The 12,813-nt window shown below is 50.6% G+C and carries 13 protein-coding genes; 11 read left to right on the plus strand and 2 right to left on the minus strand.

The genetic code is table 11. From position 1 onward, the window contains the following. Nucleotides 1-10 precede the first annotated feature (10 nt). Nucleotides 11-916, minus strand: a complete 906-nt coding sequence (locus tag EDM55_RS22150; protein ID WP_170184358.1) for a LysR family transcriptional regulator — start codon at nt 914-916, stop codon at nt 11-13. Nucleotides 917-1,124: 208 nt separating this feature from the next. On the opposite strand from EDM55_RS22150, the gene EDM55_RS22155 reads away from it, so the two are divergent. The 11 genes from EDM55_RS22155 (at nt 1,125) to EDM55_RS22205 (ending at nt 11,180) form a co-directional block, all read left to right on the plus strand. Next, nucleotides 1,125-1,889 carry an SDR family NAD(P)-dependent oxidoreductase gene (locus EDM55_RS22155; RefSeq protein ID WP_170184357.1) on the plus strand — a complete coding sequence of 255 codons (765 nt, stop codon included), beginning with the start codon at nt 1,125-1,127 and terminating at the stop codon, nt 1,887-1,889. Nucleotides 1,890-2,074: 185 nt separating this feature from the next. After that, on the plus strand, nt 2,075-3,124 hold the full coding sequence (locus tag EDM55_RS22160) for an amidohydrolase family protein (protein WP_170184356.1): 1,050 nt from the start codon (nt 2,075-2,077) through the stop codon (nt 3,122-3,124). Between the two features lie 42 nt (nt 3,125-3,166). Then, nucleotides 3,167-3,520, plus strand: a complete 354-nt coding sequence (locus tag EDM55_RS22165) for a Rieske (2Fe-2S) protein (RefSeq protein ID WP_122961414.1) — start codon at nt 3,167-3,169, stop codon at nt 3,518-3,520. 81 nt (nt 3,521-3,601) lie between these two features. After that, nucleotides 3,602-4,363 (plus strand): fumarylacetoacetate hydrolase family protein, encoded by a 762-nt coding sequence (locus EDM55_RS22170; RefSeq protein ID WP_122961415.1) that lies wholly within the window; start codon nt 3,602-3,604, stop codon nt 4,361-4,363. 19 nt (nt 4,364-4,382) lie between these two features. Further along, nucleotides 4,383-5,378 (plus strand): Bug family tripartite tricarboxylate transporter substrate binding protein, encoded by a 996-nt coding sequence (locus tag EDM55_RS22175; RefSeq protein ID WP_122961416.1) that lies wholly within the window; start codon nt 4,383-4,385, stop codon nt 5,376-5,378. A 63-nt stretch (nt 5,379-5,441) separates the two neighbouring features. Beyond that, entirely contained in the window at nt 5,442-5,888 is a 447-nt protein-coding gene (locus EDM55_RS22180; RefSeq protein WP_122961417.1) for a tripartite tricarboxylate transporter TctB family protein, read from the plus strand. 12 nt (nt 5,889-5,900) lie between these two features. Further along, nucleotides 5,901-7,406 (plus strand): tripartite tricarboxylate transporter permease, encoded by a 1,506-nt coding sequence (locus EDM55_RS22185; RefSeq protein ID WP_122961418.1) that lies wholly within the window; start codon nt 5,901-5,903, stop codon nt 7,404-7,406. Between the two features lie 34 nt (nt 7,407-7,440). Beyond that, on the plus strand, nt 7,441-8,487 hold the full coding sequence (locus tag EDM55_RS22190; RefSeq protein ID WP_122961419.1) for an Ldh family oxidoreductase: 1,047 nt from the start codon (nt 7,441-7,443) through the stop codon (nt 8,485-8,487). Nucleotides 8,488-8,509: 22 nt separating this feature from the next. Then, complete coding sequence (locus tag EDM55_RS22195; protein WP_170184355.1) at nt 8,510-9,250, plus strand: cyclase family protein; 741 nt, start codon at nt 8,510-8,512, stop codon at nt 9,248-9,250. A gap of 12 nt (nt 9,251-9,262) precedes the next feature. Beyond that, entirely contained in the window at nt 9,263-10,606 is a 1,344-nt protein-coding gene (locus EDM55_RS22200; protein WP_122961421.1) for a short-chain fatty acid transporter, read from the plus strand. Nucleotides 10,607-10,724: 118 nt separating this feature from the next. After that, entirely contained in the window at nt 10,725-11,180 is a 456-nt protein-coding gene (locus EDM55_RS22205) for a hypothetical protein (RefSeq protein WP_246070877.1), read from the plus strand. Nucleotides 11,181-11,250: 70 nt separating this feature from the next. Here the strand turns inward: EDM55_RS22205 and EDM55_RS22210 are convergent, their stop codons facing one another. After that, nucleotides 11,251-12,699 carry an amidase family protein gene (locus EDM55_RS22210; protein ID WP_092272360.1) on the minus strand — a complete coding sequence of 483 codons (1,449 nt, stop codon included), beginning with the start codon at nt 12,697-12,699 and terminating at the stop codon, nt 11,251-11,253. Nucleotides 12,700-12,813: the final 114 nt, after the last annotated feature.

Genomic DNA, 12,813 nt, shown 5'->3' on the forward strand with positions numbered 1-12,813 from the left:
CCTTTAATGATTATTTTTCGCCTTTCTCGATGTGCTGTCTCAAAAGCCGCAAAAGCTCCTTGGACGTCTTGGTCAAGGAGTTTTTTTTCTTTTTGACCCAGGCGATCTGCATCTTGATTTGCTCACCGTTCATCAATAGCGGGACCACCACGATTTCGCCGTCATCCAAAAAGGCGTGGTTGCGAATCGAAAGCTCCGAGAGAAAAGTGATGCTCGTCCCGTTGACGACTCTGCTCTTAATGGCCTCGATATTGTTGGTGGTCAAAGAGTACTTAAAGTAATCACTTTTGTTGAAGTAGTTGCGGAACCACTCCTTGATACTGCCATTATAAATGACGATGCGCTGATCGATCACTTCTTCGGGAGATAAAGACTCTTTCTTGGCAAGAGGAGAGTCTTTATTGATACAGACAAAAGTATTGGATGACATCAGCACCTGATAATCCAGCTCTGGGTCTTGCCGAATCTCGTCATTCAGGATCAAAAAGCCCAGATCGAACAGGTTGTTTCGCACTTCATAAATAATTTCCTTCGAGCTTTTTTCTGCAACTTCGATTTGTGTAGAAGGGTGCTCGCTCATAATGGTTTCCAGAGATTGGTTCAGGATCAGCATGAACATTGGAACAGAGGCGAGTTTGAGTTCCCGTTTTGCTTTTGGCCCGTGCTCATCCGCAATGTCATTGAACTCACTGACTTTGCTCAAGATTTCCTCGGCTTTCTGGATCAGCTTCCATCCGGCTGGTGTAGGCACGATACCTGTTCGAGAACGAATGAACAAAGTAAAGCCCAGGTCCTGCTCCATGCGCGAGATCGATTTGCTGACAGCGGATTGAGAGACGTGAAGATTTTGGGCAGTAGCTGAAATGGAGCCCGTTCTGGTTGTTTCTACTAAATACTGTAGCTGTTCAATATTCACTTGGCACCCTCCAGTATGACAAAATCTCATACCAATATGACTAACCTGTATTTTATCAGGAGACAGAAATGAAATACAATATAAACAATTCAGTAAACCAATTGTGAATGCGCTTTCTACAAGCAGACGCGTTCTTGGTTTTAGATAGTAAGAAAACTCATTGATCAAACAAGTTTCATGACAAAAGCAAGCGATGAGGGGGAGCAGGATGAACGAGTTGAACCAGGCTGTTTGCTGGGTAACAGGCGCTGCGGGGGGAATCGGTAAAGCTGTATGTTCGCTGATTATGGCCAACGGAGGTCATCTGGTCGTATCGGATGCGAACGAAGAAAAACTGTATGAGCTTTGCGAGGAGCTGAAAAACGAGCAAACGCAAATTTTACCGATCGTGCTGGATGTATCCGATCAGCAAGAGGTAAGATTGGCCGGTGAAAAAATAGAGAGCACGTTTGGTCGTTTGGACGTTCTCGTAAACGGTGCAGGGATTTCGCCGAAAGGGGAGAATGGGCGAATTCTTGTGGAGGACATGGACCCGGCGATTTGGAGAAAGGTATTGGATATTAATTTGAATGGTACCTTCTACTGTAGTCAAGTAGCAGTCAAGCTCATGAAAAAACACAAAAAGGGCCATATCGTCAACATAGCTTCTTCCGCTGGCCGTACATACAGTCCGATCACAGGGGCACATTACGCCGCGAGTAAAGCAGCAATGATCTCGCTGACTCGCCAGCTGGCAGGAGAAGTAGGGCCGGACGGGATCTATGTAAACGCTGTAGCGCCTGGGCGAATTGACACCCCGATGATTTGGGATGTCGCTTCCGAGGTAAACGAGAATGCTGCGAACAATACGCCATTGCGCAGGTTAGGCACACCGGATGAAGTGGCCAAGGCGATCGGATTTTTGATTTCCGAGCAGTCAAGCTTCATCACGGGAGCTGTCATTGATGTAAATGGTGGGCGATTCATGGTGTAGCGGCAAAGGGAAGAGTGGTCAGCAAACTCTTGACACAATCTAATTAGATAGTTCCGAAATTAGTTTGCCACATCTTTAGGCAGCGCGAATCATTTTCCTGCTAGTGAGAACAGTGAGTATTTTATCGTCGGGCGCAGTTTCTAACTAATGAAGCTGCTAGATCGAACATACGAGGAGGGCCGGTTGTGAGTACAAAACAAAAAATCATTGATACGGACGTCCATCACGAGATTCGTTCAACGAGAGATCTGCTTCCTTACCTGCCGGATCAATGGAAACGTTATATTGCAGAGTATGGATGGGTGCCAGAAAGAGCGATTCCATTCAATCAGGTGCGCAAAAATACGAAATACCGGATGGATTCCATTCCGGAAGATGGAGCGACGCCAGGCTCCAACTTTGATCTGCTGAAAGAACAGCTGCTCGACAAGCATGATATGTCGTATGCCGTACTGACCGGTTGGTTTTACGAGGCTACCGTAGCGAAGGGCTGGTATGAGTTTGCAGCAGCGCGGGCCTCTGCCTACAACGATTTTACGGTAGACAAATGGCTGTCGAAGGATAAGCGCTTGCTTGGTTCCATTACGATCCCCAGAGAGCCTGAAGCGGCCGTGCGAGAAATCGACCGGATGGCGGCACATCCGCAAATGGCTCAAGTCATGCTTCCGATCGGGGACTTCGCGTGGGGAGATCCTTATTTCCACCCCATTTTTGAAGCGGCAAACCGGCACGGACTGCCGATCGCCATGCACCTGTCCGCGAGCATCACCGCTCAAGGGGGAGACTTCCTCCGTTATTACGTAGCGTGGCGCTCTCTGCATCCGCAAGCGTATATGACCCAGGTGATCAGCTTAATTACGAACGGCATATTCGATAAGTTTCCGGATCTGAAGGTCGCATTGGTGGAAGGCGGCTTTGAATGGGTGCCGTTCATGATGCACCGCATGGACTCTGCGTACAAAGCTCTGAGACAAGAGACGCCATGGGTCAAGCGAATGCCAAGCGATTATTTCCGCGACAACATGCGGTTCACCACACAGCCATGGGATGATCTTACTGCCCGGGAGTTCATGAATGTAATTGACATGATGGGCTCGGAAGACATGATTATGTACGCTTCGGACTATCCGCACTGGGATTTTGATCCGCCTGAACGTACGATGCCCCATCAAATTTCTGATTCGTTAAAGCAAAAGATCCTGTATGAAAATGCGCGTGATTTTTACCGCTTGTAGATTATTAGCCACTTGGGCGTTGAAGAAAGGAACTGATCAAAAATGAAGCACCTCGTGTGTCATTACGACGATCTGCTGCTGACCCAAAAAAAGTCAGTTTCGATTGATCGAAAGCCGATTGTCGTCGTCCGCTCGGAAAGTGGCGACGTGTATGCCCTTCGCGATGTTTGCCCGCATAAAGGACCTTGCTTGTCTGAAGGCATGCTGGATAAAAGCTGCGCGGGAAAAGAGGTAGGAGAGTATATTTTTGAACCGGACAAAGATGTACTGAGGTGTCCGTGGCATAGCTGGGAGTTCGACATCAAAACAGGATGCTCCTTGTTCGATCCAGAGAAGGTGCGGGTCAAAACCTATGAAGTCACCGTAGAAGACAGCAAAGTCTACGTAGAGGTTTAGGGAGTGGCAACAAGCAAGAAGCAGCAGGAGTTGCTTCTTGCTCGAGCCTCAACGATAGAAGGCAATGGAGGGAGAACACGCATGAAGTACGTACGATTTTCTGAAAACGCTTCCGTTTCTTACGGTCTTGTAGAGGGAGACGAAGTCATCAAGCTGACGGGATCGATATTTGCATCCTACGAAAAAACAGACGAAAAATATGCTCTCAATCAAGTTCACCTGCTTGCTCCCGTGCAGCCAGGAAAAATCGTGGCGATCGGGTTGAATTACAAGAAACATGCGGAAGAAGTGAACAAGCCTTTGCCAGAAGAACCGATGATGTTCCTCGTGGCACCGTCTGCGGTCATCGGTCTGGATGAACGAATTTTGCTGGCCCAGCCGGAACACAGAAATGAGCATGAGGGAGAGCTGGCGATCGTGATAGGAAAACGGGCGAAAGACGTTTCTACTGATGAAGCCCTTGACTATGTGCTCGGCTATACCTGTTGCAATGATGTGTCCGACCGGATCCTGCAGAAGAAAGACGGTCAGTTTACACGGGCAAAATCGTTTGAAACCTACAAGCCGCTCGGTCCCGCGATCGTGACAGACGTCAATCCGGATGACCTGCCGATTCGCGTCCGGGTGAATGGAGAGGTCCGGCAGGATTCCAACACGAGCGACATGATCTTCCCTACTGCTGAATTGATCTCGTTTGTTTCCAAAGTCATGACCCTTGAGCCAGGAGACATCATCATCACGGGGACTCCATCGGGTGTTTCCCCGATGCACGCTGGCGATGTCGTCGAAGTGGAAATTGAGGGGATCGGTACGCTGAAAAATGTAGTGGCCAACAAGCTATAAAAAAACGGAGGGTCTCTTGATGAACAAAAGGAAGCTTGTAACACTGGCAGGGCTGGCTCTTTCACTCGTTATCGGTTTGGCAGGCTGTTCAGGTGCCAGTCAGACATCGGGCGGCACGGCCAACTACCCAGACAAACCGATTCAAATGATCGTACCCTTTACGCCGGGCGGCACGACGGACATCGCGGCCAGAGCGCTTGCAGGTGTCATCAATAAATACATGCCTAATGGCCAGACGGTGGCTGTTATCAACAAAGACGGCGGTGGGGGAACCATCGGAGTATCCGAGCTCTTCCAGGCCAAAGGGGATGGCTACACGATCGGCATGGTGACGTCCGGACCGATGACGATCAAGCCACATGGCGGGCAAGTCGCTTACAAGCCGGAAGATTTCAAGCCAGTGCTGGAAGTCGTGGCAACCCCCAATGTATTGATCGTGAAATCGGATTCTCCCTGGAAAAGCTTTGACGAATGGCTGGATTATGTAAAAGCAAATCCAGGTGACTTCAATTACTCCACGACGGGAACCGGCCTCACGCAGCACATTACCATGGAGAGCATTCAAGTAAAAACGGGAACGAAATTGACGCATGTTCCGTTCAACGGGGGCTCTCCTGCGATCATGGCCATGCTGGGCGGCAACGTTGCCGGAGCATTTGTACAGACGACCGAAGCGATGCCATACATTCTCGATGGAACAGCTCGTCCGCTTTTTGTGGCAGGCACTTTCAAACCGGAAGAGCTCAAAGATGTGCCGATGCTATCTGACAAGAAAATTGATGTTCGGGGCGATGTTTGGACAGGAATTGCCGTTCCGAAAGATGTTCCTGATGAGATCGTTACGATCTTGCACGATTCGTTCAAAAAAGCACTGGAGGATCCAGCCGTAGTCGATCAGTTCAAAAAGATTGGGGCAGCCCCTGTCTACAGAGGACCGGCCGATTTTAAAGCGATTATCGAGCAGGATTACCAAACGAACGGGGAAGTTTTACAAGCGATCGGATTGAAAAAATAAAGAAGGGACGAAAGACGTGCAAAACGGGTACGTCTTTCGGTTTTCTCCAAAAGGGGTGTTCGAGTGCGAAACGCAGGCAGCTGGGCAGCTGTTGTCCTCTTGATCTTTTCGGCACTTATCCTGTGGCAGTCGCTGGGGATGGAAAATCAGAATGCACTTGGCTTTGGTCCAGGGTTTTTTCCATTCTGGCTGAGCATTTTAATGGTCGTTTTGTCCATCGCATACTTGTTCCAAACGAGAAAAGAACGGATTTCCATCAAGGAAATGCTTCCGAAAAACAAAGCGCTTCGGGAATTTCTGCTCATTCTCGTGGCGATGGCTTTGTTCGTTTTGACAGCAGAGTGGATCGGCTTCATCGCCGCTGGAACGATTTCTGTATTTTTGCTGGTTTATCGAGCGTTTAGCAAGGGCGTTGCAGTGGGGTTCTCGATCGGAATTTCGCTCTTGTTGTTCTTCATCTTTGTGAAAGCATTGTCTGTGCCGTTGCCGGTTAATTCATTTGGGTGGTAAAGGAGTGGAGATATGGAAGCATTGGATTCTCTGATCAGCGGCTTCGCTCATGCAGCGACCTGGGAAAACCTGCTTTTCTGTATTATCGGGGTTTCGGTCGGGATGTTTGTCGGTGTCATGCCAGGCTTGGGGCCAGTAGCGGGAACGGCCATCCTCATTCCGATCACATACGGAATGGATCCTACGTCGGCGATTATCATGCTGTCTGGTATTTATTACGGCGCGATGTACGGGGGGACGATTACTTCCGTATTGATCAATATACCGGGCGAGGCGGCGTCCGTCATTACCTGTATCGACGGCCACCAGCTGGCGCGCAAGGGAAGAGCGGGGCTGGCGTTGGGCGTATCGGCTATCGGGTCGTTTGTGGGCGGCATAACAGCCTTGCTCGGGCTCTCGTTCATGGCGATTCCGCTCACGAAGCTGGCGCTGACTTTCGGCCCACCCGAATATTTTGCCCTCATGATCCTTGGACTGGTCATGCTGATTGGCTTGATGGGCAAGTCGCTGGTGAAAGGATTTATTGCGGCTGCCTTTGGACTTTTGCTTTCCTTGGTCGGGATCGATCCGATCTCAGGCTCCACCAGGCTAACGTTTGGCGTGCAGGACTTTTTGGGCGGGATCGATTTTGTGATCGTAGCCATGGGATTGTTTGGGGTATCGGAAATCCTCATGAATGCCGAGGGTCAGAACAAGCTGGAAAAACCGGAGAAAGTAACGGGGCTGCTGCCGCGCAAAGGCGAGTGGGCTCCCACCTCCAAATCGATCGGACGGGGGACCGCGCTCGGCTTCCTAATCGGGTTAATCCCAGGAGCCAATGCCGTGCTTGCATCGATCGCATCCTATTCGCTGGAGAAAAGAATCGCCAAAAACCCGGAACGCTTCGGGAAGGGGGCCATTGAAGGGGTTGCAGGTCCGGAGACAGCCAACAACGCGTGCTCGGGAAGCGCTTTAATTCCGCTGTTCACACTGGGTTTACCCAGCTCACCGACGGTTGCCGTCATCATGGGAGCGTTTATCATGCACGGCCTGCATCCTGGACCTCGATTATTTACGGAACATGCAGACTTTGCCTGGGCCGTCATTGCCAGCATGTTTATCGGCAATATTGTTTTGCTTGTCATGAATCTCCCTCTTGCCAACGTATGGGCAAAAATCGCGCTTGTTCCCTATAAAGTGCTGCTGCCGTTAATTGTCATGTTTACCATGGTAGGAGCCTACACCGTTCGCAATAATATGTTCGATGTCGGAATGATGATCGTATTTGGACTGATCGGCTACGTTATGAAAAAGCTCGACATTCCCATCGCTGCCACGGTTTTGACGCTGGTGCTCGGATCGCAAATCGAAAGCTCTCTGCTGCAGTCCCTGGCGATCTCCAAAGGAAGCGCAGACATTTTTTTCACCCGTCCGATTGCGGCAGGTTTGCTCGTCGTGACGGTGGTGATCCTGCTGGTCAGTGTATGGGCGGGCATGAAAAACAAGAAAGATATGCTGGCAGGAGATCTGGAAATATAAATGGATTCCCATAGAGGAGAAAGAAGGATGAAAAATGGAATTCAATTGGCAAAAACTAACTGAATTTTCCAATTCGTGCCTCGTGAAAATCGGCGTGCCACAACGCGAAGCAAAAATTATTACAGAGACGATGATCAAGGCGGATGCGAGAGGAATCCACAGCCACGGACTCATGCGACTCCCGATTTACATAGAGAGAATGGAAAAAGGACTGGTCAAAAAAGCTTCCAACGTTCTGGTCGTGAACGATTCCAAGTCCATCGCGGTCATGGATGGCAATGGCTCGGCAGGCCAGGTAGTGGCGACCCAGGCAATGGAGCTGGCGATCACGAAAGCAAAAGAATATGGCGTCGGAATTGTCAGCGCGAGAAACAGCAATCATTTTGGCATCGCTGCGCACTACGCGTTGATGGCGAGTCAGCAAGACATGGTGGGAATCGTCATGAGCAATACGGCCCCGTTGATGCCCCCAACAGGAGGAGCGGAAAAAGTGCTGGGAAACAATCCTCTCGCCATTGCTGCTCCGACGCTGAGAGAATTCCCACTCCTTTTGGATATGGCGCTGAGCAACGTAGCGTTAGGGAAAATCCTTTACGCTCAAACAAAAGGCACGGATATTCCAGCTGGCTGGGGTGCAGACCGGAATGGAAACCCTACGACGGATCCTTCCGCTGTCCTCAATGGCGGCTTTATTCTACCGGTAGGCGGTCCCAAAGGCTTCGGCCTCGCGCTGATGGTAGAGCTGTTGACAGGTGTCTTGTCCGGCGGAGCGTTCTCCAAAATGATTCCGTCGATGTACGATCTCACGCAAACGCAAGCCATCGCCCATTTCATGCTGGCGATCAACATTTCTTCCTTCATGGAAGTAGAACGCTTTAAAGAGCTGTCAACGGTTCTTTCTTCCTACGTGAAAGACGCTGTCAAAGCAAACGGAGTCGAGCAACTGTACTTGCCTGGTGAAATCGAATTGTCCACAGAAGGAAAGCGGATGCAGACAGGCATTCCCGTCAGTGACAATGTCGTGGCTGAATTAAACAAGCTGGCAGATGCCCTGCAGGTTGAACCGTTGCAGCTTCAGTAATACAGGACAGGAGAGTATAGACATGAATAAAATCATCGACTTGACAATGCCCATTTATGAAGGAATGCCTCAGCATCCTTCTCACGGAAGGACACCGATGTTTCTGACAGGCACGAGGACCCATGACGTGTGGAGGTCGTTTAGCCGGAAAAATTACTATAACGAAGAGGATCTGGTGTCGTTTCAAAATGAGAACATCATCGTCTGCGGACACACAGGCACGCACATGGATTCCTGCTTTCACGGAGATCCTGAATCGCCGTACACCATCGACAAAATGCCGATTGAATGCGGCTTTGGCGACGCGATCTGGCTTGACGTCTCGCATCGCTTCGGGCCGAAAGCGCGAATTACCGCCAAAGATCTGAAGGAAGCGGAAGCGAAAACGGGGACATCCGTCCGCAAAGGAGATATCGTGCTCATTTTTACAGGCTGGTCGGCGATCCAGGACCCGGCGAGCTATGCCCTCGACCATATGGGCTTATCGATTGATGCTGGAGAATGGCTGCGTGAAAAACAAGTGAAAACGGTGGGAATCGATACGTGCAATGTGGATGCGCCAGGCGAGCTGACGCTGCCTGTTCACATGAACTTTTTGCGTCCGCGTAGTCTCGGGTTAGGCAATGATGCGTTTATTGCCATCATTGAGAATCTGGTCAATATCAACCGGATTCCCAAGTCCCGTTTTTTGTTTTCGGGAGCGCCGATTCCGTATTTGGGTGGTACAGGCGGGCAAGTTCGGGCGTTGGCAATTGTTGACTAAGGAGGAAGCAGCATGGCGAGACTTACCAATTTCTTTACTGTACTGATGAGAAAGTATTTGCCCGATCCTTTTGTTTTTGCCATAGGATTGACGCTATTGGCTGTTCTGCTGGCGGTACTGGTAGAAGGGCAAAATATCGTGGCTACGGCAGCAGACTGGGGAAAAGGTTTTTGGAATTTGCTCGCTTTTACAACACAGGTTGCTGTGATGCTCGCGATGGGATACGTTTTGGCGAGAGCGCCGATTGTGGACAGGCTGCTGGATCGGCTCGTCAATCTGGTGCACACGCCGAGAACAGCGATCATCGCAGCCACATTGGTGGGCGCGATCGGCAGCTATCTGAACTGGGCTTTTGGGCTTGTGATTGGAGGAATCGTAGCGACCAAGCTAGCGTCCAAAGTAAAAGGTGTCCATTATCCGTTGATTATCGCCGCTGCGTATAGCGGCTTTAGCCTATACGGGATGGGGCTTTCGTCCAGCGTGCCCGTTCTCGTATCGACTCCTGGCCATCCGCTGGAAAAGGCTATGGGCGTTGTGCCGTTGAGCGATACGATTTTTGCCTGGCCGATGGTGATTACAACTGTCGTGACGATCGTAACACTACCTCTGCTGAATGCCTGGCTTCACCCGAAAAAGAAGGAAGAGGTAATCGAGTACAAGCTGGAGGCGAGTGCCCAACGGGAAGCAGCGGCAGGAGTCGAGCTGACCCTTCAGCAAGAGAACGTCACGCTGGCTACGAAGCTGAACAACAGCCGCATCCTTAGCCTGCTCATCGGTTTGCTGGGATTCACCTACATCATTTATCATTTCGCCACAGGCGGCTCGCTGGACTTTAACATTATCAATTTTATCATCCTCTTTGGCGGGATTTTGCTGCTCGGAACGCCTGCTAACTACGTGACTCAGCTAAACGAAGGGATCAAAACAGTCTCAGGTATCCTCCTGCAATATCCGTTTTATGCGGGAATCATGGCCATCATGGCCGGATCTGGCCTGGTAGACACCATTTCTGCTATTTTCGTGAAACTGTCTGATGCTTCCACGTTGCCGCTGTGGGGGCTGTGGAGTTCGTACATCATCAACTTCTTCGCGCCGTCTGGGGGAGGTCACTGGGTGGTGCAAGGCCCTTTCATGATTGAAGCAGCCAAACAGCTGGGGGCGCCCTTCAATCAGGTCTCCATGTCTGTCATGCTGGGGAACGCTTGGAATGATTTGATCCAACCGTTCTGGATCCTTCCCGTGCTGGCAATTTCCAACCTGAAATTGAAAGACATCATGGGCTATCTGGTCATCATGATGCTGTGGGTGGGGGTTATTTTCAGTGCAGGGGTGCTGCTCTGGGGATACCTGGGATAGCGCGCACGCGAAAAAAAGCAGGAAATGTCGAACTTCATCGCGAATATAATCTTTCGCCGTTCCCGATCGCTTGAATACGTCCCCCCAATTTTTGGCGACAATGGGGAGAGAAGGAGTGATGAGCGTGGAACAACTGCTTCAATTGGCGAAAGATTATTGGCCGGTTGCGCTTTGCATCATCGTGGTGGTCATGGCAGCTCAGTGGATGCTGCGCAGTCTGTTTCGGATTATTTCGCTGCTTGTGGTGATTGGGGTCGTTCTGGTCCTCTTCTTCCAATTCAGTCCTGAAGAAGTGATACAGATGGGGCGTCAGGCAGTTTCCGCTACGCAGGAAGTCGTTGACAAAACGATCAAGCCTGTGCTGGATGGGGAACTGAAGGATGCGGACATTGATTTTCAGCCGGATGGCACCTACGAAGTAAGGACAGCGAGTATTCGGATTGTTGGGAAAAGAGGCGAGTCGAAAGCCACCGTCTATTACAAAGACGAGAAATGGGAAGTCGACATCGGTCAGCTAGGCAAAATGTTTGAGGATCGACTGGGAAAAGCGGAACAAGAAGGAACGGCTTTGTAGCAGCTGAAAAACAAAAGGAAGACGCAGCCTCCTGTGAGAGAGCTGCGTCTTTTTGCATGTATCGCTACTCCTATGATTCCATTTGCGGTGGAATGCGCAGGCGGGTTGCTTGCTCATAGGCATACGCCATACGAAGTAATGCCGGCTCGGAGAAGGCAAGGCCGGTGAACATGATTCCGAACGGTTTTCCTGCGGAGGTGTAGCCCGACGGTACCGTTACAGATGGATAGCCTGCGCGTGCTGCAATTCCGTATCCTTCGCTGCCTGGGAAGAGGATACAATCCAGGTTGTGCTCAGTCAACACGGCATTGATTCCTTTGTCCTGCGACATTTCCAGATCGTAGGCCCGCTGGTTCAGATAGGCAGCTTCCGTCAAGGTTCCACTCGTCGCATTGGCTCGCTCCAGCAAAACTTGCCCGAATCGCAGCGCTCGTTCCTCATGCTCACGGTTAAAGGCAATGACATCTGACAGCGTTCGAATAGGGTAAGAAGCGGGCAATGTTTTCAGGTAGGCGTTTACACCGGATTTGAATTCATGCAGGAGCACACTCGGCCCCCATTCCGCGTTTTCGGCTGGGATAGTTACGGCATCGATGACAGTAGCACCAGCTTGCCGCAAATGGTTGATGGCATCCTCGTACAATTTCTTTTCCTCATCATCGTACCTGTCCAAAAAGAAGGAGCGGATGATCCCGATACGAGCGCCCTGTAAGCCATTCACATCGAGGAAAGGCTGATAGTCCGCATGGGAGAGGCCGAGACTTTTGCCTGTTACAGGATCTTGTTCGTCTACACCTGTGAGGGCGCCGAGTAAAATGGCCGCATCTTCCACCGTGCGAGCCATGGGGCCGGCTGTATCCTGACTTGTTGAAATAGGGATGATTCCTCTGCGGCTGATGAGACCTACAGTCGGTTTGATGCCGACCAGTGAGTTTTTGACAGAAGGGTGCAGGATGGAGCCGGATGTTTCCGTCCCGACTGCAACAACAGCAAAGCCGGAAGCGATCGCAGAACCAGAGCCTGAGCTGGACCCCCCGACGTCCAGTTGACCAGGGCCATATGGATTCAAGACTTGTCCGCCGCGAGAGCTGTAGCCGTTTGTCATATTCTCCGTCATGTAGTTGGCCCACTCGGTCAGGTTTGTTTTCCCCAAAAGCACAGCCCCTGCCTCGCGTAGGCGAGCGGCAACGGACGAATCAGCAGCAGCATAGGAATCTGCTAGAGCGAGTGAGCCTGCCGTTGTGTGCATGGAATCGCCGGTTGCGATGTTGTCCTTAATCAAGACAGGAATACCGTGAAGTGGGCCGCGGCTGCCTTTTTCCACCCGCTCCCGATCGAGAGCTTCTGCAATATGGAGGGCATCCGGATTGATTTCACTGATCGCATTGACGGCGATTCCTTGCTTGTCGTATTGGGCGATTCTCTTTAAAAACAGGAGGGTCATTTCCCGAGAAGTGGTCGTTCCTGCTTCCATTGCTTGTTGCCATTCCCGAATCGTAGACTCATGGCTAAGCTCCATTTTTTTCACCTTTTTCATTCAGTTTTGACAGTTTCTATTTTACTAAAGAAGAAGAGGATTGTAACGATTTTCAGGGTAAGAGAAGCGGCATAAAAAAAGCTGACTCCGAAAAGG

Source organism: Brevibacillus centrosporus (assembly GCF_003710815.1).
Lineage (GTDB): Bacteria > Bacillota > Bacilli > Brevibacillales > Brevibacillaceae > Brevibacillus > Brevibacillus centrosporus.

Excerpts from the sequence above, each read along its gene's own strand:
- EDM55_RS22175 (WP_122961416.1), top strand. The coding sequence starts at position 4,383 with ATGAACAAAAGGAAGCTTGTAACACTGGCAGGGCTGGCTCTTTCACTC.
- EDM55_RS22200 (WP_122961421.1), top strand. The coding sequence starts at position 9,263 with ATGGCGAGACTTACCAATTTCTTTACTGTACTGATGAGAAAGTATTTG.
- EDM55_RS22185 (WP_122961418.1), top strand. The coding sequence starts at position 5,901 with ATGGAAGCATTGGATTCTCTGATCAGCGGCTTCGCTCATGCAGCGACC.
- EDM55_RS22205 (WP_246070877.1), top strand. The coding sequence starts at position 10,725 with ATGAGCGTGGAACAACTGCTTCAATTGGCGAAAGATTATTGGCCGGTT.
- EDM55_RS22155 (WP_170184357.1), top strand. The coding sequence starts at position 1,125 with ATGAACGAGTTGAACCAGGCTGTTTGCTGGGTAACAGGCGCTGCGGGG.
- EDM55_RS22170 (WP_122961415.1), top strand. The coding sequence starts at position 3,602 with ATGAAGTACGTACGATTTTCTGAAAACGCTTCCGTTTCTTACGGTCTT.
- EDM55_RS22165 (WP_122961414.1), top strand. The coding sequence starts at position 3,167 with ATGAAGCACCTCGTGTGTCATTACGACGATCTGCTGCTGACCCAAAAA.
- EDM55_RS22195 (WP_170184355.1), top strand. The coding sequence starts at position 8,510 with ATGAATAAAATCATCGACTTGACAATGCCCATTTATGAAGGAATGCCT.
- EDM55_RS22190 (WP_122961419.1), top strand. The coding sequence starts at position 7,441 with ATGGAATTCAATTGGCAAAAACTAACTGAATTTTCCAATTCGTGCCTC.
- EDM55_RS22210 (WP_092272360.1), bottom strand. The coding sequence starts at position 12,699 with ATGGAGCTTAGCCATGAGTCTACGATTCGGGAATGGCAACAAGCAATG.